Genomic DNA, 21,086 nt, shown 5'->3' on the forward strand with positions numbered 1-21,086 from the left:
TGCCGCGGGCGTACGCGGCCGGCCTGCTACTGACGGCCCTTCTCCTCGCCGCCTGCCTTCCGGCCGGCCGGACCGTGCCGGGCCGGCCGGGCGGGCAGCCCCGCGCGCGGGCCGCGACCCCGGCCGGGCCCTGCGCGGGCGCCCAGGCCGGGCCGGAGGCGCCGCGCCCTGCCGTCGCGGCCGGTCCTTCGGCCGGGAGCGACTCCGCCCCCGGCCGGCCCGGCGACGAGGCGGAGCTCCGGCAGACCGGAGTGGCCGGCGGCCGGCCGGCGGGGCTCGACGACCGGCGCCTCCGGGAGCTCCTCCGCCGCTACCGCCTGAGCGTCGCCATGGGCACCTACCGCACCAGCTACGCCCACGCCAGCGCCTCCCAGGCCGGCAACATCGAGCTGACGGCGCGGCGCCTCGACGGGCAGGTGGTGGAGCCGGGCGCCGTCTTCTCCTTCAACGGGCGGCTCGGCCCGTACGACCGCGCCCACGGCTACGGCGAGGGGCGCATGTTCCTCGGCGACCGCATCGTGCCCAGCGTGGGCGGAGGGGTATGCCAGGTGGCCAGCACGCTCTTCAACGCCGTGGTGCTGGCCGGCCTGCCGGTGGTGGAGCGCCACCTGCACGGTCTGCTGGTGCCCTATCTGCCGCCGGGACAGGATGCCACCGTCGCCGAGGAGGCCGGCCTCGACTTCCGCTTCCGGAACGACCGCTCCTATCCTCTGGTCGTCGCCGCCGACACGCTGCCCGGACGCTGGCTGCGGGTGACCGTCTGGGGCCGCGAGCAGCCGCCCGAGATCCGCTGGGAGCATCGCATCTCCGACTGGCGGCCGGCGCCGCTGGAGCGCCTGCCGGCCGGGCCCGGAGAGGGGAAGGGCGAGCCGCTCCCCGGGGGCGGCCGCCTGCTGGCCCCCGGGCAGCCGGGCCTGACGGTCCACAGCTGGATCGTGCGCAGCCTCCCCGGCGGCTGGCAGCGCATCGACATGGGCGTCCACACCTACCTGCCCAGCCCGCGCATCCTCCGGCTTCCGCCGACCGCTCCGGGCGGGCGGGGCGGCCCCGAGGGCGGCCGGGCCGGCGGGGGGCGACCGGGGGCGTAGGCCAACCCTTCGCCCGCATAGAGGAAGAGGGCGGGGTGGCGCGATGCCGCCGGCTCTCCTGCTGGCCGGGCGGATCCTCCTGCTGGCGGGCGAGCAGCTGCTGGTCAAGCGCCTCGCCGGCGGCCGGGCGGGCGAGCTGGCGGTCACCTTCCTCTTCTTCGCCTGGGCGACGCTGGCGCTCCTGCCCTTCGCCCTGGGCGCGGCGCTGGGGGCCGGGGGCGACGCGGCGCGGCAGGGGATGCTCCGCCTGGCCGGGCGGTGGCCCGAGCTGGTCGCCGCCGGCCTGGTCTACACCGCCGCCTTCGCGCTCTACGTGGCCGGCCTGGTGCGGGGCGAGCTGAGCCGCGTGGCGCCGCTGGCGGCCGTCAACCAGCTGGCGCTCCTCGTGCTGGCGGTGGGCTTCGGCGGCGAGCGGCCGACGTTGCCGCGCCTGGCCGGCATGGCGCTGATGGCGGCGGGGACGGTCCGCCTCGCCCGGCCGGTGCCGGCGGGGGACGGGGGGGCGGCGGAGGAGGAGCGCTGGGCCGCCCGGGCGACGGTGGGGTACGGGGTACTGGCGGCGGCCGCCCGCCTCCTCGACCGGGAGGCGGCCGCCGGGCTTCCTCCGGTGCTCTACGCCGCCGTCGTCGACGCCCAGGTGACCTTCTGGACGGCGCTGGCGGTCACCGCGGGCGGCGAGTGGGGCGAGGTGGCCGGGCTCCTGCGCCGCCGGCCGGGGGCGACGGCGGGGGCGGGGGCGGCCAACGCGGGCTCCTATCTGCTGCTGGTCCTGCTCCTCCCCCGGCTGCCGCTGACGGTGCTGGAGCCGGCCGGCGCGCTGGCCGGCCTCCTGGCCGCGCTGGCCGGCATCGCGCTGGACGGAGAGAGCGGGCGCGGAAAGCTCCTGCCGGCGCTGCTCATGGCGGCAGGCTCCTTTTGCCTGGCGGCCTGAGGCGGCGGGTCGGGGCGGCCGGCGCCTCCCGGCCGTGCCGGCCCCGGGGCGAGGGGGAGAGCGCGTGAAGGCGGTCTTCTGGGGCAGCGGCGGCTGCCGCGGCTGGAGGCGCGCCCTGGCCTGCGCCGGAGCGGCCGCGGCGCTGGTGGCCCTCGCCGGCCTGGCGCGGGCCCTGGCCATGGGGGCGACGACGGCGCCGCCCGCCGCATCGCCGGCGGCTTCGCCCTCCGCCACCGCACCGGGGCGCGCCACCGCCCGGGTGGTGACCGCGGCCCGGCCGGGCGACCACCTGATCGCCCTCACCTTCGACGACGGGCCCGACCCGCGCTTCACGCCCGAGATCCTCGCGATCCTGCGCCGCTACCGGGCGGAGGCCACCTTCTTCGTCGTCGGCCAGGAAGCCCAGCGCCATCCCGACCTGGTGCGCGCCATCGCCGCCGCCGGGAGCGAGGTGGCCTCCCACGGCTGGAGTCATACCAGCTTCCAGCGGTTGAGCGAGGGGGCCATGGAGGAGGAGCTGGCGCGGACGAACCGGCTGATCCGGAGCCTGACCGGGCGGCCGGCTCGCCTCTTCCGGCCGCCCTACGGGCGCTACAACGCCACCGTCCTCTCCGTCGCCGCGCGGCTGGGGATGACGGTGGTCCTCTGGACGCCGGGCCACGATCCCTTCGACTGGGCCGGGGCGCTGCCCGGGCTGATCGTGCAGCGCTGCTGCAACCGCATCCAGGGCGGCGAGATCATCCTTCTCCACGACGGCGGCGGCGACCGCCGGAACACCGTGCGCGCGCTGGGCGCCATCCTGGAGCGGCTGCGGGCGGAGCACTACCAGGTGGTGACGGTCAGCGAGATGCTGGAGCGGGCGGCCCGGCTCGGGTCGACCGGCCGGTCCGCCGGGTCCGCCGCGGCCCCGCGCCCGGCGGCCGCGCCCGCCTCGCGTTGACACTCTTCGCGGGCCATCGCTAGACTGGGGGACGGCCGGCCGGCCCGGTGCGACCGGGCGGCCCCGCCTCGTCCTGATCCGCTTTCTCTCGCGAGCACGTCGCATGTTGCCTTCCGGGAGGTACCCGCATGGGGCCGCAGCGCCCGACCAAGTTCATCTTCATCACGGGAGGGGTCGTCTCCGGACTGGGCAAGGGCATCACCGCGGCCTCGCTGGGACGGCTCCTGAAGGAAGCCGGCTTCACCGTCTCGCTCCAGAAGGTCGATCCCTACATTAATGTCGACGCCGGGACCATGAACCCGCTCCAGCACGGCGAGGTCTTCGTCACCCTCGACGGCGCCGAGACCGACCTCGATCTCGGGCACTACGAGCGCTTCACCGACACCACCGTCAGCCGCGCGCACAACATCACCACCGGTCAGATCTACCTGAGCGTCATCGAGAAGGAGCGGCGCGGCGACTACCTGGGCGGCACCGTCCAGGTGATCCCCCACCTGACCAACGAGATCAAGCACCGCATCCGCTCGGCGGGCGCGGGCGCCGACGTGGCCATCGTCGAGGTGGGGGGGACGGTGGGGGACATCGAGAGCCTCCCCTTCCTCGAGGCCATCCGCCAGCTGCGCATCGACCTGGGCCGCGACGACGTCCTCTATCTCCACGTCACGCTGGTGCCCTACATCGAGGCCTCGGGCGAGCAGAAGACCAAGCCGACGCAGCACAGCGTCAAGGAGCTCCGCTCCATCGGCATCCAGCCCGACGTCATCGTCTGCCGCTCGGAGCGCTCGCTCTCGCCGGAGATGCGCGAGAAGATCGCCCTCTTCTGCGACGTGCCCACCGAGGCGGTGGTGGAGAACGTGGACGCGGCCAGCATCTACGAGGTGCCGCTCCTCCTCCACCGGGAGGGCCTGGACCGCATCGTCCTCGACCGCCTGCGCCTGCAGCCGCGGCGGAGCGTCGACCTGCGTCCCTGGCGGGAGATGGTGGAGCGCATCCGCCGCCCGCGGCACCGCGTCCGCATCGGCTTCGTGGGCAAGTACGTGCGCCTGCCCGACGCCTACCTGAGCATCGTCGAGGCGCTCCATCACGCCGGCGCCGCCCATGACGCGCGGGTGGAGATCGAGTGGATCGAGTCGGAGGCGCTGGAGTCGCCCGAGACCGATCCGGCGGCGCTGCTGGGCGAGCTGGACGGCATCCTGGTCGGCCCCGGCTTCGGCTCGCGCGGCATCGAGGGGAAGATGGCGGCGGCGCGCTTCGCCCGTCACCACCGGATCCCCTACTTCGGCGTCTGCCTGGGCATGCAGGTGGCGGTCATCGACTTCGCGCGGGAGCTCCTGGGCCTGGAGCGGGCCAACAGCACCGAGTTCGACCCCGACACCCCCGACCCGGTCTTCGACCTGATGCCCGACCAGAAGAACCTGACCAAGCTGGGCGGCACCATGCGCCTCGGCGGCTACCCCTGCCGCCTGGCGCCGGGGACGCTGGCCTGGGAGGCCTACGGGCGGGCCGAGGAGGTCCTGGAGCGCCACCGCCACCGCTTCGAGCTGAACAACGCCTACCGGGAGCCGCTCCGGCGCGCGGGCCTGGAGGTCTCCGGCCTCTGGCAGGAAGGCGACCTGGTGGAGATCATGGAGCTCGACCGCCGCCAGCACCCCTGGTTCCTGGGCACGCAGTTCCACCCCGAGTTCGGCTCGCGCCCCACGCGCCCCCACCCGCTCTTCGCCGCCTTCGTCGGCGCCGCCCTGGAGCGGCGCCGCCAGTCGGGCCGCCCGCTGGAGGCCGAAGTCGAGAGGACGGCGGGACGGTAGAGCCCGGGCGGGGCCGGACCCCGCGGCCCCCGCCGCCCGCCGCCGGACGCGTCGACTTCCGGCGAAACGCGTCGCCACCGGCCGAAGGGGCGCCGAATTTGCGTTGGACGGGACGTCGCCCGAGCCTCTAGGATCGGGATTGTGATTTCTCGCTCCGGGAGGTTACCCTGGTGCACAACCCCGCAGAGCCGGCCCGGCCGCTGGAGGCCGGCTGGACCGAATCGTCCGCAGCCCGTCGCGCGCCGGAGGGGCGTCCCGCCGCGGGCGTCCCGACCGTCCTCCAGGTCTGGCGGCACCTGATGATCCGCCGCAACCGCCGCCTCGAGCTCCCCGTCGCCTTCCAGCAGGAGCCGGGCCGATCCCGCGGCGCCCCGCTGCTCGTCCCGTCGCCGGCCGCGCGAAACCGCCCGGAGTGGGATCCCGAGGAAGAGATCCGCTCCAGCCTGACCGTCCTCCACGGCGTCCTCCAGCTGCTGGCGCGGCCCCAGACCGGCCTCCCGCCGGAGCTGCGCCGCCTCGTGGAGGGCGCCCGGGAGGCGGAGCGCGAGCTGGAGCGGGCGCTCTTGCTCGCCCGGGCGCTGCGGGAGGTGGCGGTCGGCGAGGAGCCGGGCCCGGTCCTGGACGGGGAGCCCGACCCCGTGGAGGCTGGCGCCGGCTGCCGTCCGGGACAGGGGTGACCGGCGCGGAGCCCGACTCGCGCCGCTCGCCCGCGAAAGAGACCAATCGCTCCGCCTGCCATCGAAACAGTATTGGAGGAAGGAATCGGCTTAAGTCCCGGGAAGAAGCCTGTACCCCTTGGGGGTCGGGGCGGAGGCGGGGGGTGATCCCGTTGACCGTGGGTTTGGATGCTTCCTTTGAGGAGAGCGGACTGGGCACGACGGAGCGCGCCGAGGTGGACGGAGGCGCGCGGGGCGTGGTCCTGGCCGTGGACGACAAGCCCTACATCCGCCAGCTTCTGGCCACGGATCTCGGCCTCCAGGGCTACACGGTGCTGGAGGCGGCGGACGGTGCCGAGGCGCTGGAGCTGGCCGCGCGCCGGCGGCCCGACGTCGTCCTGCTCGACCTGCTCATGCCGGGCCTCGACGGCTACGAGGTGCTGCGCCGCCTGCGCGCCGACCCCGCCACCGCCGACCTGCCCGTCATCATCCTCTCGGCCAGAACGGAGCTGGACGGTCCGCCCGAGGTGCCGGGGGCGCAGGGGTACCTGGTGAAGCCCTTCGACCTGGACGACCTGGAGAGCCAGGTGGCCCGCTGGGTCGAGTACTCGCGGCGAAACCGGAGCGCCTCCTGGCTCTCCGCCTGAACCGGCCGGCCCCGGTGCTGACGGCCCCGCAGCCGGCCGGTTCGTCGTCCCCGCCGGGAGGAGCGGCCTCAGGGCTGCCCTTGCAGGTAGCGGGCGGCCGCCTCGAGCTGCGTGTCGACGACCGGCGGCTGCACCAGCAGGTCCGCCTGCCGCTGGTCGAGGAGGCCGTCGCTCCGCACGGAGCCGCCGTCCGGAACGGGCGCCTGCGCCAGCCAGGGGTCCGAGGTCCAGCTCCCCCGGTTGACCGCCCGCTCCCAGGCGCGCAGGGCGCCCTCCGTCCGCGGTCCGAAGACGCCGTCCAGCGGCCCCGGGTCGAAGCCCCACGCCTTCAGGTACTCCTGCATGGCCAGCACGTCCAGGCCCACCTGCCCCGGCCGGAGCAGCCGCGTCAGCCTGAGCGGCCCGAAGTCGGGGGCCGAGGGGTCGGGCACGACCACGTCGGGCAGGATGCCGACACCGTCGACGGCGCGCCCCGAGGGCGTGTAGTAGAGCGCCGTGGTCAGCTTGACGGCGCCCCCGTCGGGCAGCTCGAAGATCTGCTGCACCGAGCCCTTGCCGAAGGTGCGGGTACCGAAGAGGCGGCCCACGCCGCGGTCCTGGATGGCCCCGGCGACGATCTCGGCCGCGCTGGCCGTCCCCTCGTTGACCAGCACCGCCAGCTTGAAGGGCCAGGGCTGCGTGGCCGACTGGAGCACCTGCTCGTCCTGGGCCGTCTCGCCGCGCGTGCGGATGCGGACGACGGGCCCCTGGGGGACGAAGACGCTGGCCACCTGCACGCCCTGGGAGAGGAGCCCGCCGGGATTGTCGCGCAGGTCGAGGATGAAGCGATCCTTGCCCTGCATGCGGAAGAACTGGACCACCAGCGAGACCGTGTCGGCCGTCTGCTGGTCGAAGCCGCTGACCACCAGGTCGACGATGCCGCCGGGCAAGCTCTTCACCGTCACCGGCTGGAGGCGGATGGGCGCCCGGGTGAGCGTGACGTCGAAGGGCGGGCGCCCCGCCCGCTGGATGGTCAGGCGCACCGGGGTGCCGGCGGGACCCTGGATGCGCGCCGCCGCCTCCTGCGTGCTCCAGCCGCTGGCGTCCTGGCCGTCCACCGCCACGATGCGGTCGCCGGCGCGGAGCCCCGCACGCGCCGCGGGGCTGCCCGGGACCGGCGCCACCACGGTGAGCAGGCCGTTGATGGTCTCCAGCTGGACGCCGACGCCCACGATCTGGCCGGTGATCACCTGGTTGCTGAAGCTCTGGTACTCCTGCGGCGTCATGTAGACGGAGTAGGGGTCGCCCAGCGACTCCAGGAGGCCCTGGATGGAGCCCTGCCAGAGCTGGTCGGGGGAGACGCTCCGGACGTAGTCCTGCTCGATCAGCTGCCGGACGGCGTCGAAAAGCTGCTGGGTGTTGGTGACCGCCGGGGTCGTCCCCTGCGCCGTCTCGCCGGCGGACGGCGCCTGGGCGGGCTCGGGCGCCGGTGCCGCCTGGGCGGAGGCCGGGGCCGGGGCGAACGCCGCGAAGGCCAGCGCCCAGGCCAGCAGGAGCGCGGCCAGGCGCGGGCGGAACAGGCGATGGCGGATACGGGTCATGAGACGCCTCCTCTATGCCAATCGCAAGGGAATTCCCGCCGGAGGGGGCGCCTCCTGCCTCCGGGGCGGTCTCCGGGCCGCCGGGCGGCCTGCCGTGCCGACTCGGGCCTTTACGGTTCGGTTACAGCCGCGCCCCGGCGGGAGCGGGCGGCGCTCCGGCGGCTATACTCAGAGGCGACTTCATCCGACCACTCGCGCTTCGACGGAGGTCGCGCCGCAATGCGACGTCAGCCGCTCCGGGCCCGGCGGGCGGGCCTCTCTCTCCTGGCGGCCGGGCTCCTGGCCCTGCTCTCCGCGCTCCTCCCTGTCCACGCGGCCCTGGCGGCGCCCTCGGTGCGCCTCGTCCCCGCCGGTCGGCTCTTCAGCGACTTGGCCTCCCCGGGCGACGCCCAGGTCTTCGGCGCACTGGCCGCACTGGGCGCCTTCCAGGGGGACGGCGGCCCGGGCGGGCCGGTGCGGCCCGACGACCCCATCGACCGGGCGGAGTTCGCCAGCGTGCTGGCCCAGTTGACGGGACGGGCCGGCGTGGCCAGCGTCATGTCCAGCTTCCAGCCGCCCTACGCCGACGCGGCCGCCATCCCGAACTGGGCGCGCGGGGCGGTCAACGTGGCGTACAGCGCGGGGCTTCTGCGCGGCTACCCCGACGGCACCTTCCGCCCCGACCGGCCGGTCAGCGAGGCGGAGGTGCTGGCGGCGCTGGCACGGACGGCCGGCTACACGTCGGCGCCGGGCTCCTGGCCCGGCAACTGGGTCGACCTGGCCGACGCCCAGGGACTGGCCGACAAGAGCACCGTCGACCCGTCCGCCGCGGCCACCCGGCGCTTCGTCGCCCAGGTGGCCTACCGGGCGCTCTTCATCCCCGGCCCCGACGGCAAGACGCTCTTCGCGCGGACGGGCGGCGCCGAGGGCGAAGTGGCGGTCCTGGACGGCGCCACCATCCGCATCCGCCCCCCCGCCGCAGGAAGCGCCCTCGGCTCGACGCGCATCCTCTCCTCTCTCGACCCGGCCTCCGCGGAGGCGCCGGAGGCGATCCGCCCGGCGCCCGGCGCCCTGGCCGCCCTGGGCGAGACGGTCACCTACCGCGACCCCGACCTCTTCGCCCTGGCGCCGCAGGTGATCGCCATCGGCTTCGCCAGCTGGTCCGACCTGAAGGTGGGCACGCTGGTCCGCCTCTACCTGAACGACGGCCAGGTGACCGGCATCGAGACGGTGCAGTAGGGGGCGGCCGGCGGGCCGCCCTGCGCCCGGCCCGCCCGTTCACGGCCCGCCCGTTCAGGAGGAGCCGGACGAGCCGCCCCCGCCCGGCGAGGTGCCGCTCCCTCCGCCGGGGCCGCCGCTCCCGCCGCCCGGGGCACCTCCCCCGGGGAAGCCGCGCGGCGGCCCCGGAGGCCCGCTCCGCTCGACGAAGGCGGCGATCCGCTGCCGCATGGCCTGGAGCCGCTGCTGCTCCTGCTGCGCCGTCATCTGGCCGCTCTTCACCGCCTGGTCGAGCCGGCTCTTCGCCGCCTCCAGGAGCGCTTGCTCCAGCCCCTGGACGCTCTTCCCCTCCGCCTGGGCCACCTGGGCCAGCGAGCGGCCCTGCTGCAGCTGCTGCTGCAGCTGCGCGGTCGTGAGACCGAGGTACTGGGCGGCCGCGCCCAGGTTGAAGAAGCCGCCGAAACCCCTTCCTGCGCCGGGGCGCCCGCCCGGGCTCCCCGCCGGCGCGCCGGGCACGGTGGCTCCGGCGGCGTTCCCGGAGGGCGTCGCGCCGTTCGCCACCGAGGCCGAGCGGGCCGGCGAAGAGCCGCAGCCCGCGAGGAGGAGGCCGCCCGCCAGCAGCAGGGCGCCCGCCGTCCTGGGCCAGGCGCGCGTCGCCATGGTCACCATCGCCTCCACCGGAAGAGCTGGTCGCGGATACCGCGGCAGGAAGCGGTACCCGGACCGGCGCCCAGTATACGTCCGCGCGGCCGCGCCACCATGGCCGGGAGGCGGCGCGGGAGGCCGCTCCCCGGCTCCGCCGCGAGGGGCAGGCAGGACGTTGGCAACGCGGGCAAGAAGAGCCTCCCGTCGACAACGCTGTCGTCGAACCGCGGGTGGGGAGGTCGTCATGCAGCCTTCGATGGAACGGGAAGCCGTCTACGAAGACGAGATCGACCTGCGCGAGCTGGTGGCCACGCTGGTGCGCAGGAAGTGGTGGATCGCCGGCGTCACCCTGATCGCGCTGGCGGTGGCCGGCGTCCTCAGCTTCGCCGTCCTTCCTCCGACGTACGCCGTCTCCGTGCAGGTGGCGCCGCCGGCCAACCAAGCGCTCCTAGACATGATCTACGGTATGGATTCCGCTGTCCAAGGCTCGGCGGGATCGACCGGCAACGCCACCGGACAGTCGGAGATCCAGGCTTATACGGCGATGGCATCTTCCGACGTCGTCCTCGCCCAGGTGGCCCGGGAGGTAGGGTGGCAGAAGAACTACAGCGAGCTGCAGCAAAGCTTCGCCGTCCAGGCGGACAGCAACGGCGGCACCCTGACGGTCACGGCGCGGGCGCCCAGCGCGGAGGAGGCCTACCGGCTGGCGACAGCATGGCGGCGGGCCTTCGTCGGCGCCGCCGTCAACCTGGCCAGACAGCAGCTGGACCTCCAGATCCAGGTGGGCGAGCGGCGGGTGGCGGGTGAAGAGGCCGCGCTCGACCGGCTGCAGGCCACCCTCGGGCCGGGTGGAAACCCCAGCACTGCGACGATGATCTCAGTCGCCGCCGTCGGCCAAGTGCTGGCCCAGGCCCAGGGCGACCTCGACCGCTTGCTGGCGCTGCGCCAGTCCGTCGACGCGGTGGCGGCGCCCACCGTCCTCCAGGACGCGCGCCTGCCCGAGGCTCCGGTGGCGCCGCGCAAGGCGCTCAACCTGGCGGTGGCGCTTGTGCTTGGCCTGATGGTGGGCGTACTCGCCGCCTTCTTCGCCGACTACTGGGCGCGGGGGCAGGAGGCGGTGCCGGAGGCGGCGGCCGACGGGGCGACGGCGAGCGGCCGCTGAGGCCCGTCAGGCCGTCCCCGCCTGAGGCGAGCCGTCGGCGCGGCCCGCCTCCGCGGGACGCATCAGGTGGTAGCTGGCGGTGCCGATGGCCACCAGCTCGCCCCGGGCGTCGACCACGTCGACGCTCAGGAAGGCGACCGTCCGGCCGATGCGCCGGATGCGCGCCGTGGCCCGCAGGCGCTCGGACTCCAGCGTCGCCCCGTGGACGAACTCCACGTGCAGGTCGATGGTGGCGTGGCGCGTGCCCGGGGCCGTGTTGGCCACCACGGCGACGCCCGCCGCGGTGTCGACCAGGGTGGCGATGAAGCCGCCGTGGACGCGGCCCGCCATCTGCAGGTGGCGGCGCTCCACGGGCATCTCCACCACCGCTTCCTGGTCGGAGACGCGCACGGGCACGAGGCCCAGCAGCTCCCAGGCGGGATTGTCGGGGAGCAGGGAGCGATCGAAGGGAAAGGCGGCGCCGGCGGCGCCGGCTGACGGCGGAAGACCCTGGACGCCCAGCGCGACCACCTCCCGGGGGTCGAGATGAGCATACCAGAGCCGCCGGCAGCTAGCTTCGTAGCAGTTCCTCGCGCGCCTCGCCGCCGGGGTAGCGGTCGGGGCGGACGGTCAGCTCGCCCGGCTCGGCGCGGAGGCGGAGCCGGTAGGCGCCCTCGCCCAGCCGCTCCACGCCGGCGACGGCGTCGGCGCGGGCGGAGAGGACCGCCCCCTGTGCGTGGATGTCGAGCCGCCCCTCCACCATCTCGCACTCCTCCGGACGGAAGCGGAAGGCGACCGCCCAGCCGTCGGCCAGGCGGTAGGCGACCTTCAGCGTCTCCCGGCGCGAGCGCAGCTCCTCCACCATCCGCTCCAGCTCGCGCGTGACGGCGCCGAGGCCGGCTTCCGTGGTCGCCAAGGCCAACACCCCCCGGCTAGGATGCGCCGGCGGCGGCCGTCGCATGCCGGGCGGCTCACGCCGGGCGGCGGCCCGTGCCGCGAGACGGGCCGGCTCAGGGGCGGGCCACGGCCACGCGCGGGGCGGGCGCGCAGGCGCGGGGCGGCAGCGGGCGCACGTCGGGGAGCTCCAGGCGGCGGAGCTCGGGCACTTCCTCAGCCAGGCGCGAGAGGCGCAGGAAGAGGTCGGCCAGGCAGGCGACCGCCTCCGCCGGCGCCCCCTCGCCCAGTGCCGCCGCGGCCAGGTCGGCGGCCTCCAGGTCGGTCAGCGGCGTGATGCGGGCCAGCGGCTCGCCCAGGGGGACGAACTCGCCGCGGCGGGCGGTGGGCGCCAGGCGCCGCACCAGGAGGAGCGGCCCGAAGAGCGGGTCCGGCTCCACCGTCACCGCCAGCCGGAGCCCCCGCTCGGGCGCCCGCGACGGCTCCACCTCCAGGCCCGCGGCGGCCACCACCGCCTCCGCCTCCTCGGCGGGCAGCCAGCGCTCCTCCTCGTCGGGGGCCAGCCGCTCCAGCGCCTCGCGCGCCAGCTGGCGCGCCCGCTCCACGTCGGCCCCCTCCAGGTCGGGGATGCGGCCGCGCGGCCGGCGGCGGAAGGCCGCGTAGCGCGCTGCCCGCGCCAGCGCCCGCACCGTCCGCTCGGGGAAGGGGTAGACGGGCAGGCGGCGCGCCTCCGGATCCAGGAAGCGGACGGCGTAGGCGCGCTCGGCGGAGGGCAGGAAGTTGGCCACCACCGGCTTGCGCACGCCCTCCGCCTCGGCCTCGCGCACGCCCTCCAGGAGCGCGCGCGCCACCGCCGCCTCGTCGGAGAGGCCGGCCGGGACGAAGAGGACGACGACGGCGTCCACCTCCGGGTCGCGCAGCACCTCGGGCAGCGCCCGCCGGTAGCCCTCCGCCAGCGCCTCGAAGCCCAGGTCGAGCGGCGGGCGGGCCAGGAGGAGCCCCTCGGCGCGCAGCGCGTCGACGGTGATGACGGCGCCGCCGGCGCTGTTGGTGACCACCGCCACGCGCTCGCCCGCCGGCAGCGGCTCGGCCTCGAGGACGGCGGCCACGTCGAAGAGCTCCTCCAGCGTGTCCGCGCGGATGATGCCCGCCTGGCGGAAGAGCGCCTCCACGGCCACCTCGCGCGCCTGGCCGGCGGCCTGGCGCGCCTCGGAGACCTGGACGCCGGCGGCGGTGCGCGCGCCGCGCACCACAAGGACCGGCTTCCTGGGGGTGATGCGGCGGCAGATGCGCGAGAACTTGCGCGGGTTGCCGAAGGACTCCAGGTAGAGGGCGATCATCTCCGTCTCCGGGTCGTCCTCCCAGTACTGGAGGCAGTCGTTGCCCGAGACGTCGGCCTTGTTGCCCATGCTGACGAAGCTGGAGAGGCCGACGCCGATGCGGCTGAGCGCGTCCAGGATGGCCACGCCCAGCGCCCCCGACTGGCTGGCGAAGGCCAGCCGGCCGCGGGCGGGCAGGCGCGGGGCGAAGCTGGCGTTGAGGCGGACCGCCTCCGCCGTGTTGACGATGCCCAGGCAGTTGGGGCCCACCAGGCGGATGCCGGCGGCGCGCAGGCGGCGGACCACCTCCTGCTGGAGCGCCTCGCCCTCCGGCCCGGCGTCGGCGAAGCCGGCGGAGGTGATCAGCACCGCGCGGACGCGCGCCTGGACGCAGTCGTCCACCACCTGCAGCACCTCGCGCGCCGGCACCACCACCACCGCCAGGTCGACCGGCTCGGGCAGGTCGCGCAGGCTGGGATAGGCGCGGACGGCCGCCACCGCGTGCGCCGAGGGGTTGACGGGGTAGACGACGCCCTGGAAGCCTCCCTCCAGCAGGTGGCGGAAGAGGAGGTGGCCCAGCCGCTGCGGGTCGCGCGAGGCGCCCACCACCGCCACCGTCGCCGGCCGGAAGAAGGGCTCGAGGGAGGCCGCGGTGGCCAGCTTCTCCCGCGTCTCCTGCAGCGCCCGGCTCCGCTCGGTGGCGCCCAGGGGGAGGACCATGCGCACCGCCCCGTCCTCCCAGCGCTCGCGGGTCTCGTAGCCCGAGTCGTAGAGCACCTGGATCATCCTGCGGTTGGCGGGCAGCACCACCGCCTCGAAGCGCTGGTAGCCGGCCCGCCAGGCCGCCTCGGCCAAGTGCTCCAGGAGGAGCGTGCCCAGCCCGCGCCCCTGGTAGCGGTCGTCCACCAGAAAGGCCACCTCGGCCGTCCCCGGCTCGCCCGCGGGCGCGTAGTTGCCCACCGCCAGGAAGCGCTCCCCCGCCTCGCAGACCAGCGCCAGCGCCTCGCGCCCGTCGCCCGCCAGGAGCCGCTCCAGCTCCCGCTCGCTCACCTCGCGCACGGCGTGGAAGAAGCGGAAGTAGAGGCTGTCCGGCGAGGCGCTGCGGAAGAGCTCGCGCAGCCGCTCCCGGTCGCGCGCCTCGCGGCCGAGCGGGCGCAGCTCCGCCACCGTGCCGTCGCGCAGGATGACGCGCGCCACCGCCTATCCCTCCTCGCGCAGCCCGGCCGCCTCGGGCGGCAGCGGCAGGAGGCGGCCCGCCCGCGCCATCTCGCCGTAGTAGCGCGCGCTGGGCCGTACCTCGCGGCGCTGGGTGGCGTAGTCGACGCCGATCAGGCCGAAGCGGGGGCGGAAGCCCTCCGCCCACTCGAAGTTGTCCAGGAGCGCCCAGTAGAAGTAGCCGCGCACGTCCAGCCCGCGTGCCAGCGCCGCCGCCACCTGCTCCAGATGGAGGCGGATCCAGAGCTGGCGCTCGCGGTCGTCCAGGGTGGCGATGCCGTTCTCCGTCACCACCACCGGGCGCCCGTAGGCGGCCGCCGCCTCCAGCGTCCGGCCCAGCCCGTCGGGCGCCCAGACCCAGCCCATCTGCGTCGTCCGCTGGCCGGGCAGGGCGCTGAGCGGGCTGAGCAGCCCCTGGAGGCGCCAGCTCCAGCGGCTCCAGCTGCGCGAGTAGTAGTTGAGGCCGACGAAGTCCTGCCGCTCGCGGATCCGCTCCAGGAAGTCCAGGTTGAAGAGCCGCCAGTGGAGCCGGGCGGCGCGCCGGTCGCCGGCCCGGCGCGGGTCCAGCGGCACGAAGTCGATCATGTTCTGCGCCACGCCCGCCATCGCCGAGCCGCCGCCCAGCGCGTGCACCGCCTCCCAGGCGCGGCGGTGCGCCTCCGCCAGCGCCGCCAGCGCCCGCGCCGCCGCCCGCGGCGAGCGCAGCTGCGGCGGCCAGATCCCCGCCAGGAAGCCCTGCACCGCCAGCACCATGGGCTCGTTGACTGTCACCCACCACTCCACGCCGTGCGGTGCCAGCGCCCGCACCACGCGCTCCGCGTAGGCGGCGAAGCGCTCCGGCGCCCGCGGCCAGAGCCAGCCGCCGCGGTTGGCGAGCCAGCGCGGCAGCGTGAAGTGGTAGAGCGTCACCAGCGGCGTGACGCCCCGCTCCCGGCAGGCCTCCACCATGGCGGCGTAGTGCTCCAGCTCTCCCTCCGCGAAGTCGCCCGGGAAGGGCTCCACCCGCGCCCACTCCACGCCGAAGCGGTAGGCGTTCAGCCCCAGGTCGGCCAGCAGGCCGATGTCCTCGCGGAAGCGCCGGTAGTGGTCGGCCGCCAGCCCCGAGCGGTCGCCGCCGGCGACGTGGCCGGGCAGCTGCTCCCAGGCCCACCAGTCGCTCAGCCGGTTCTCGCCCTCCACCTGGTGACCGCTGGTGGCCGCCCCCCAGAGGAAGCCGGCGGGGAAGCGGAAGTCCTCGGGGACCATGCGCGCTCACCTCGGACGCGATCTCGGCCGCCCCGCGCGGCACGCGAACGAAGGCGGCGGGCGCCGCGCCGGCCTCCGGCCGGCCCCGGGCCCACCGCCATTATCCGCCTCCCGCCGCCGGCCCGCTCAGAAGACGGTGCGCCGGCGGGCGAAGCGCTCCTGGACGTAGTCCAGCGTCTCGCCGAAGCGCTGGAAGTGCGTCACCTCCCTCTGCCGCAGGAAGGCGAGCACCCGCGAGACGCGCTCGTCGTCCGAGAGGTCGAGCAGGTCCTCGTAGGTGGTGCGCGCCTTCTCCTCCGCCGCCATGTCCTCGTGCAGGCAGGTGACGGGGTCGTCGAAGGACTGGAAGTAGGTGGCCGTCCAGGGGACGCCGTTGGCGTCCTCCAGGAACATGGCGTAGCCGTGCTGGGCGTAGTGTCCGCCCAGCCCCGCCCGCTCCAGGTCGCGCGGGGAGGCGTCCTGGATCAGCTTCTGCACCAGCGTGCCCACCATCTCCATGTGGGCCAGCTCCTCGGTGCCGATGTCGGTCAGGATCGCCTTGCCCCGCCCCGTGGGCATGGCGAAGGACTGGGTCAGGTAGCGCCAGGCGGCGGTGAACTCGCCGTCCGGGCCGCCGAACTGGGTCATGATCACCTTGGCCAGCGCCGGGTTGGGCCGGGTGATCTCGATGGGGACCTCCAGCTGCTTGACAAAGACCCACATGCCGCTCGCCTCCTCCGTGGCACCGCCTGGGCCGTCGACTCGCCGCCTGCCGCCCGGCCCGCCTCAGGGGTCGGGCCCGCCCCAGAGCGGCCAGGGGAAGGGCGTCCGCGTCCACTGCCAGGGGTAGCCGCTGGGATCCTCGCCGTGGTTCATCAGAGGACCGAAGCGGCGCACCCACTCGCGGTGGAGCACCATCAGCTCGGAGACCAGCCGGTTGTAGTCGTCCAGCGCCCGCCGGTCGTCGGGGTGCGTGTCCAGGTAGAGGTTGATCTCCAGGGCGGCGAAGTGGAGCTGCTGCATGCGCAGCGAGAGCGCGTCGGGCGTCATCCCCTGCGCCTTCACCTCGTCCATGCGCGGCCACCTCCCGCGGGCGTGCGCCAGGGCCGCCCCGTGTAGGGGCGCACCAGGTCGGGCCAGAGCGAGCCCTGGCGGAGCGCCTCCTCGAGCGGGAACTGGTTCCTGTAGGAAGCGGCGCTCTGGATGGGGACGAAGGCCATGGTCAGATCGATCCCCGCGGGGAGGACATAGCTCCCCGGCCCCGGCTGCGGGACGGCTCCGCCCGGTCCCGCCGGCGGCCAAGCCGGCAGGTCGGGAGGCAGGCCGGCCTCGGGACCGGGTCCGGCCCCCGGACCGGCTCCGGCGCCTCCCCCGCCCCAGTTGTCGTAAAAGCCCCCTTGCGCCGAGCCGCTCCCGGGCGCGGCCGCCTCCCCGGCGGGGAGGCCGGCGGCGGCCTCCCCGCCGCCCGCGCCGGCCGGCTGCCCGCCGCCCGGCGGCCCGCCGGCGGGTGCCGCCTCCGTGCCGCGACGTCGCCGCGGATCGCGCAGCATCGCCTCTCCTCCCTTCCGACGTGGTCAAGCCAGCATATGGACGGCTTCCGGGAAGGGTGCGGCAGCCGCGGTGGCCGGAGGCGGAAAGCCTTGTCCTGCACGGGCTGGCGGTGTTGTCCAGCGCGTGCAGCGGTACCTGGAATCGGGGGCTGTCGGAGTCTTCGGTCCCCAATCTGCCCCCAACTGGGTTGGTAGTAATTAGGGAACCAGCAGACCTGGTTTGTCCCCAATCCCCTCCGAAGATCCAAGCGGGGCGACCCCTCCGCCTTGGCCCCTCGGCGACGTAGCCGGTAGACCAAAGCGGGGATCCTCCCCGGAGGAACCGACCCGGCACGCTGGGGCAAGCAGTAGGGAGGAGGCACGTCAAGCGCATACCGAGCTGTAGGCAAAGATGCCGCCCGTGACGGCGGCCGTCGCCTGTATCCCAGGTCGTGGTGGAAAAGTCCCGGATGAGCTGAGTTTCCTCCAGCTACGACCGAGGGAACAGACCGAGGTGAAGCCGGACAGGTCGGCCGGTTCCCGGGACCGAGATTCGGACGCCAGAAGAGCCGGCCGTGGCTGAACCTGGAGACTGCTGGCGCGCGGATTCGATAACGAGGGCGTCGCCTTCGACATATACACCGACAACACGAACTCGTCGACCGCGAATGGAGCGAGCGACAGAGCCGCCGGGTCCAGAGGCAGCTGGCAGCTGGAGGAGGCGCATCTGCGGCTCCCCACCTCGGTGGAGGCGACGACTTCGAGACCGCACCGGGTGGACAAGGCGTGGGTCCACCAGCTGGCCGAAGGGCGCTGGCTCCTGGAACGCCCCAACGCCTTGATCACCGGCCCTACGGGAGCTGGGAAGACCTTCGTGGCTTGCGCGCTCGGCAACGCCGCCTGCCGTCAGGGTTTCCGTTTCCGCTACTTGCGGCTCGCAAGACTCCTGAGCGAGCTCAACAGCGTCCCAGCTCGTGGCGGAACTTCCCTGGCGGCAGCTTCAGGATCGGGATACCGCCGTCGGCGGTAGGGATATCGCCTCACCTCCTGGTCTTTCCGCAGCTTGGCCATCGACTCCTGGCGGAAGTAGCGGCGCGGTGCCGCCTGCCAGGAGTCGCTTTACCCAGGCGGTAAGGGGAAGGTCCATGGGAGCTGTGGCGAAGTTGGCCCACGACCGCCGCTAGCAGGACGCGGCGCCCCATGTGAGAGCGGCAGAGGAGGCGAAAGCCCGTTAGTGACTGAACGCGGGCCTACCCACCCCGGCTTTGGCAGCGTATGCTACCTAGGGAGTTCGTGCTACGAACAATGGAAATTGCTGGTACCATCTTCCCGGCGACATGGCTTGGTTCTTACCACCCAAGGGCGCTTGGCTGATGCGCCTCCGGTTAGCGCGCCCGCGGGCCATCTGCCTCGCGGTCGGCTGTCCCGCAAATACTAGTCTCAAGGAGGTCGGGCAATGCCCTTGGCTCAGATTGCTTCCCTGCGTTCTTGAGGCCATCGAACGTTCACCCGACGGCGAAGGGCGGGAATAGCCGTGCCAACGGCCGAGCAGCTAAAGGCACTGATTCGCACCCATGCCGAGGGCGACGACGAGCGCTTTTACGCCGTCGCCCTACAGCTCGCTGCCCGGGAGGCCCGCCAGGGTCATACCAAACTGGCCCAGGAGCTCCGCGACCTGGTTGATGAGGTACGCGCACGTCCAAAGTCCCTACCTGCCAAGCCCGTACCCATCGTCCAGCCCCGAGGCGAGTTGGCCGGTCTCCTCAGTGCCACATACCCAAAAATCAGGCTTGCTGATATGACCCTCGACCACCTCGTCCGCACCAGGCTCGACCGCGTTCTTATGGAGCAACGCAACCGTGCATCACTCCGCGAGCACGGCTTTTCGCCGATCCGCAAGCTCCTCCTAAGCGGTCCACCCGGCACGGGCAAGACCATGACATCTGCTGCTCTCGCTGGCGAACTAGGGCTAGCCCTCTTCACCATTCAGCTGGATGGGCTTATCACCAAATATCTCGGCGAAACCGCAGCCAAGCTGCGCCTCATCTTCGACGCCATCCATGCCACACGCGCTGTCTATCTCTTCGACGAGTTCGATGCGCTAGGCGGAGAGCGCTCAGCGCGCAACGACGTCGGCGAAATCCGCCGCGTTCTCACCTCCTTTCTTCAATTTCTCGAGGTGGACGACTCCGACAGCCTCATCGTCGCCGCCACAAATCATCCCCACCTCCTTGATGAAGCGCTTTTCCGCCGTTTCGATTCGCTCATTGAGTACTGTTTACCCTCCCAATCCCTCGCAGAACAACTCATCCGCGCCCGGCTTGCACATCTAGACATAACTGATGTCGACTGGGCGAAGGTACGGGAAGCCACAGACAGGCTCAGCCACGCGGACGTCACCCGCGCGTGCGAACAAGTCGCTAAGAACGCAATTCTTGAACGCAGAAACTATGTTCGTACAAAGGAACTTTTGGAAGCTCTCGCCGAGCGTCGTAAGATGCGTTCATTATGATGGCGGGGATTGATCTATGGGCGCGATCCGTGATAAGAGACACTTGATCGTTCCCAAGGAGCCGGCAGTTGAGCCATATCGTCCGCCCAAACGACGCGTCTTACCTCGACCTCTTCCTGGCCCCGAGGACCGTTTGACTCACGCAGCCGCTCTCCGCACCTCGCTGCAAAAGGCGGAACAGGAGGCCTTAGAGCAGCGTGCAGCCCTGGGTCTGACCGTGCACGGCGCGCAGCCGGGTATCTACGTCCAGTTCGAAAGCCTACCGGGAATCGATCTTAACGTTAAGTCTCTTGAAGATCGGCGTCAGCGGATAGAGGTTGTTGCCGTACAGACTGTAAAATCAGGCTCCGATGGTGACCCCGTTCAGCGTGCCACGGTATTTATTCCAGACGGCAAACTCAAACACTTTTTCACGCGCTTTGAGCAGTATGCCACCGAGCAGACGAGCAAAGGCGAGCCTCGACACAAGGACATGGTGGATCGAATTGCTGATGTTCGGCGCGCCGCGTTGCGGGAACTCTGGACAGACGCTGTGACAGCTTACCCACGGGAACACGAAACCATTTGGTGGGAGGTGTGGCTTCGCGTCCATGACGGACACGAGGTCGAACGCCTCTGTGAGTTTGCACGTGTCGTGGGACTTCACATGGGAGAACAAAGACTTGTATTTGACGACCGGATCGTCGTGCTAGTTCGGGCAACGCCAGAACAGCTATCCGGCTCGATAGACGTCCTTAATGATGTGGCCGAGGTGCGGCGGGCTAAAGAAAGCGCCGCGTTCTTCGTCGACATGTCTCGACAGGACCAACTCGCCTGGGCCGAGGACTTCTCTCGGCGAATCACCCGTCCGCCGACCGATGCCCCTGCAGTGTGCATTCTGGATACGGGCGTTGCGAGCGGGCATCCCCTGCTTCAACCGGTCATTGATCAGTCGGGGGTCACGTCCGTAGATCCCACGTGGGGGGGACATGATGACGGCGGTGGACCAGGCCGTATGGGTCATGGGACGGAGATGGCTGGCCTTGCCGCGTATGGTGATCTTACGCCGCTCTTGAGTGGTAGCGCGCTGGTCCGCGTCCACCACCGGCTTGAGTCAGTGAAGATCCTCCCACCGCGCGGGGACAATCATCCAAACCTATACGGTGCGATCACTGCGCAGGCAGTTTCTCGCGCAGAAATCCTTGCACCGGATCGACGACGCGTCTTCTCGCTCGCTGTGACAGCAAACGACCAGCGGGATCGCGGCCAGCCCACGTCTTGGTCTGCAGCCATTGACGCATTGGCGGCTGGACGGATATTCGACCGATGATGTCCCTCTGACGCTGTAAAAGCGTTCAGGCTGCCCGGGACGCATCGGAGCTCGGGTTTTCACCCTCGTTCTCTCTGCCGGGCTTCGGCGGCACCGGATCCAGGCCCAGCTCCTGGCGAAGGGCGAGGATCTGCCGCTGTTCGAGCTGGGTGAGGTGGATCTGCTGCCAGCGGGCGGCGGCCCGGATCAGCGCGCCGAAGATCAGCTTGAGCGCGCTCCGCTCGTCGAAGAAGCGCGGGAGAACCTTGGTCCGCCGCCGCTCCTCCTCGAAGCTCCGTTCGATCAGGTTGGTGGTCCGCACGAACTTCCGGTGCCCCGCCGGCAGCCGGAGGTGTTGGAGGCTGGCCTCGAGGTCGTCCTGGAAGCTGTGCACGGCCGAGGGGAGAACCCGCTCGTAGCGGGCGACGAAGTCCTGGGCGAGGCGGCGCCCCTCTTCCAGGTTGGGCGCGTCGCG

The 21,086-nt window shown here is 72.9% G+C and carries 20 protein-coding genes and 1 pseudogene; 11 read left to right on the forward strand and 10 right to left on the reverse strand.

Annotated features, from left to right (window positions below; all coding sequences use genetic code 11):
• Positions 1 to 251: 251 nt before the first annotated feature.
• From K6U79_03450 to K6U79_03475, 6 genes are all read left to right on the forward strand, one after another.
• A complete protein-coding gene (locus tag K6U79_03450) occupies positions 252 to 1,088 on the forward strand; it encodes a VanW family protein (protein ID MCL6521412.1) in 837 nt (278 codons plus the stop codon).
• 43 nt (positions 1,089 to 1,131) lie between these two features.
• Entirely contained in the window at positions 1,132 to 2,019 is an 888-nt protein-coding gene (locus K6U79_03455; protein ID MCL6521413.1) for a DMT family transporter, read from the forward strand.
• A gap of 64 nt (positions 2,020 to 2,083) precedes the next feature.
• A complete protein-coding gene (locus K6U79_03460) occupies positions 2,084 to 2,959 on the forward strand; it encodes a polysaccharide deacetylase family protein (protein ID MCL6521414.1) in 876 nt (291 codons plus the stop codon).
• Between the two features lie 128 nt (positions 2,960 to 3,087).
• Positions 3,088 to 4,764, forward strand: coding sequence for a CTP synthase (locus tag K6U79_03465; protein MCL6521415.1), 1,677 nt, complete (start codon positions 3,088 to 3,090; stop codon positions 4,762 to 4,764).
• A 170-nt stretch (positions 4,765 to 4,934) separates the two neighbouring features.
• On the forward strand, positions 4,935 to 5,441 hold the full coding sequence (locus K6U79_03470) for a hypothetical protein (protein MCL6521416.1): 507 nt from the start codon (positions 4,935 to 4,937) through the stop codon (positions 5,439 to 5,441).
• A 215-nt stretch (positions 5,442 to 5,656) separates the two neighbouring features.
• Positions 5,657 to 6,067, forward strand: a complete 411-nt coding sequence (locus K6U79_03475; GenBank protein ID MCL6521417.1) for a response regulator — start codon at positions 5,657 to 5,659, stop codon at positions 6,065 to 6,067.
• Between the two features lie 68 nt (positions 6,068 to 6,135).
• Here the strand turns inward: K6U79_03475 and K6U79_03480 are convergent, their stop codons facing one another.
• Entirely contained in the window at positions 6,136 to 7,647 is a 1,512-nt protein-coding gene (locus tag K6U79_03480) for a S41 family peptidase (GenBank protein ID MCL6521418.1), read from the reverse strand.
• Positions 7,648 to 7,866: 219 nt separating this feature from the next.
• Here K6U79_03480 and K6U79_03485 point away from each other — a divergent pair, with 219 nt between their 5' ends.
• A complete protein-coding gene (locus K6U79_03485) occupies positions 7,867 to 8,865 on the forward strand; it encodes an S-layer homology domain-containing protein (GenBank protein ID MCL6521419.1) in 999 nt (332 codons plus the stop codon).
• A 54-nt stretch (positions 8,866 to 8,919) separates the two neighbouring features.
• Here K6U79_03485 and K6U79_03490 read toward each other — a convergent pair whose 3' ends face one another.
• Positions 8,920 to 9,513, reverse strand: a complete 594-nt coding sequence (locus tag K6U79_03490; GenBank protein ID MCL6521420.1) for a hypothetical protein — start codon at positions 9,511 to 9,513, stop codon at positions 8,920 to 8,922.
• A gap of 220 nt (positions 9,514 to 9,733) precedes the next feature.
• Between K6U79_03490 and K6U79_03495 the strand changes: the two genes are divergently transcribed.
• Positions 9,734 to 10,651 carry a hypothetical protein gene (locus tag K6U79_03495; GenBank protein MCL6521421.1) on the forward strand — a complete coding sequence of 306 codons (918 nt, stop codon included), beginning with the start codon at positions 9,734 to 9,736 and terminating at the stop codon, positions 10,649 to 10,651.
• A 6-nt stretch (positions 10,652 to 10,657) separates the two neighbouring features.
• Here the strand turns inward: K6U79_03495 and K6U79_03500 are convergent, their stop codons facing one another.
• The 7 genes from K6U79_03500 to K6U79_03530 all read right to left on the reverse strand — a co-directional run bounded on the left by K6U79_03500 (position 10,658) and on the right by K6U79_03530 (position 16,832).
• A complete protein-coding gene (locus K6U79_03500; GenBank protein MCL6521422.1) occupies positions 10,658 to 11,161 on the reverse strand; it encodes a PaaI family thioesterase in 504 nt (167 codons plus the stop codon).
• A 40-nt stretch (positions 11,162 to 11,201) separates the two neighbouring features.
• Positions 11,202 to 11,546 carry a hypothetical protein gene (locus K6U79_03505; GenBank protein ID MCL6521423.1) on the reverse strand — a complete coding sequence of 115 codons (345 nt, stop codon included), beginning with the start codon at positions 11,544 to 11,546 and terminating at the stop codon, positions 11,202 to 11,204.
• Between the two features lie 94 nt (positions 11,547 to 11,640).
• Positions 11,641 to 14,040 carry a GNAT family N-acetyltransferase gene (locus K6U79_03510; GenBank protein MCL6521424.1) on the reverse strand — a complete coding sequence of 800 codons (2,400 nt, stop codon included), beginning with the start codon at positions 14,038 to 14,040 and terminating at the stop codon, positions 11,641 to 11,643.
• Between the two features lie 3 nt (positions 14,041 to 14,043).
• Positions 14,044 to 15,303 (reverse strand): family 1 glycosylhydrolase, encoded by a 1,260-nt coding sequence (locus K6U79_03515; GenBank protein ID MCL6521425.1) that lies wholly within the window; start codon positions 15,301 to 15,303, stop codon positions 14,044 to 14,046.
• 126 nt (positions 15,304 to 15,429) lie between these two features.
• Positions 15,430 to 16,005: a manganese catalase family protein gene (locus K6U79_03520; GenBank protein MCL6521426.1), complete on the reverse strand. Its 576-nt coding sequence runs from the start codon at positions 16,003 to 16,005 to the stop codon at positions 15,430 to 15,432.
• 63 nt (positions 16,006 to 16,068) lie between these two features.
• Complete coding sequence (locus K6U79_03525) at positions 16,069 to 16,332, reverse strand: spore coat protein CotJB (GenBank protein ID MCL6521427.1); 264 nt, start codon at positions 16,330 to 16,332, stop codon at positions 16,069 to 16,071.
• Positions 16,333 to 16,343: 11 nt separating this feature from the next.
• Positions 16,344 to 16,832, reverse strand: coding sequence for a spore coat associated protein CotJA (locus K6U79_03530; GenBank protein MCL6521428.1), 489 nt, complete (start codon positions 16,830 to 16,832; stop codon positions 16,344 to 16,346).
• 754 nt (positions 16,833 to 17,586) lie between these two features.
• Between K6U79_03530 and K6U79_03535 the strand changes: the two genes are divergently transcribed.
• The 3 genes from K6U79_03535 (at position 17,587) to K6U79_03545 (ending at position 20,632) form a co-directional block, all read left to right on the forward strand.
• Positions 17,587 to 17,841 (forward strand): ATP-binding protein, encoded by a 255-nt coding sequence (locus K6U79_03535; GenBank protein ID MCL6521429.1) that lies wholly within the window; start codon positions 17,587 to 17,589, stop codon positions 17,839 to 17,841.
• A 504-nt stretch (positions 17,842 to 18,345) separates the two neighbouring features.
• Complete coding sequence (locus K6U79_03540) at positions 18,346 to 19,323, forward strand: ATP-binding protein (GenBank protein ID MCL6521430.1); 978 nt, start codon at positions 18,346 to 18,348, stop codon at positions 19,321 to 19,323.
• A gap of 16 nt (positions 19,324 to 19,339) precedes the next feature.
• Positions 19,340 to 20,632, forward strand: a complete 1,293-nt coding sequence (locus tag K6U79_03545) for a S8 family peptidase (GenBank protein ID MCL6521431.1) — start codon at positions 19,340 to 19,342, stop codon at positions 20,630 to 20,632.
• A 286-nt stretch (positions 20,633 to 20,918) separates the two neighbouring features.
• On the opposite strand, the pseudogene K6U79_03550 reads toward K6U79_03545, so the two are convergent.
• Positions 20,919 to 21,014: pseudogene (locus tag K6U79_03550) on the reverse strand (hypothetical protein).
• Positions 21,015 to 21,086: the final 72 nt, after the last annotated feature.

The sequence above is a fragment of the Bacillota bacterium genome (assembly GCA_023511835.1).
Taxonomy (GTDB): domain Bacteria; phylum Bacillota; class Sulfobacillia; order JAIMAT01; family JAIMAT01; genus JAIMAT01.

What these genes read in the sequence shown, in the direction of transcription:
- K6U79_03520 (MCL6521426.1), bottom strand. Translation starts at nt 16,005, where the DNA reads ATGTGGGTCTTTGTCAAGCAGCTGGAGGTCCCCATCGAGATCACCCGG.
- K6U79_03485 (MCL6521419.1), top strand. Translation starts at nt 7,867, where the DNA reads ATGCGACGTCAGCCGCTCCGGGCCCGGCGGGCGGGCCTCTCTCTCCTG.
- K6U79_03545 (MCL6521431.1), top strand. Translation starts at nt 19,340, where the DNA reads ATGGGCGCGATCCGTGATAAGAGACACTTGATCGTTCCCAAGGAGCCG.
- K6U79_03480 (MCL6521418.1), bottom strand. Translation starts at nt 7,647, where the DNA reads ATGACCCGTATCCGCCATCGCCTGTTCCGCCCGCGCCTGGCCGCGCTC.
- K6U79_03525 (MCL6521427.1), bottom strand. Translation starts at nt 16,332, where the DNA reads ATGACGCCCGACGCGCTCTCGCTGCGCATGCAGCAGCTCCACTTCGCC.
- K6U79_03515 (MCL6521425.1), bottom strand. Translation starts at nt 15,303, where the DNA reads ATGGTCCCCGAGGACTTCCGCTTCCCCGCCGGCTTCCTCTGGGGGGCG.
- K6U79_03465 (MCL6521415.1), top strand. Translation starts at nt 3,088, where the DNA reads ATGGGGCCGCAGCGCCCGACCAAGTTCATCTTCATCACGGGAGGGGTC.
- K6U79_03495 (MCL6521421.1), top strand. Translation starts at nt 9,734, where the DNA reads ATGCAGCCTTCGATGGAACGGGAAGCCGTCTACGAAGACGAGATCGAC.
- K6U79_03530 (MCL6521428.1), bottom strand. Translation starts at nt 16,832, where the DNA reads ATGCTGCGCGATCCGCGGCGACGTCGCGGCACGGAGGCGGCACCCGCC.
- K6U79_03490 (MCL6521420.1), bottom strand. Translation starts at nt 9,513, where the DNA reads ATGGTGACCATGGCGACGCGCGCCTGGCCCAGGACGGCGGGCGCCCTG.
- K6U79_03455 (MCL6521413.1), top strand. Translation starts at nt 1,132, where the DNA reads ATGCCGCCGGCTCTCCTGCTGGCCGGGCGGATCCTCCTGCTGGCGGGC.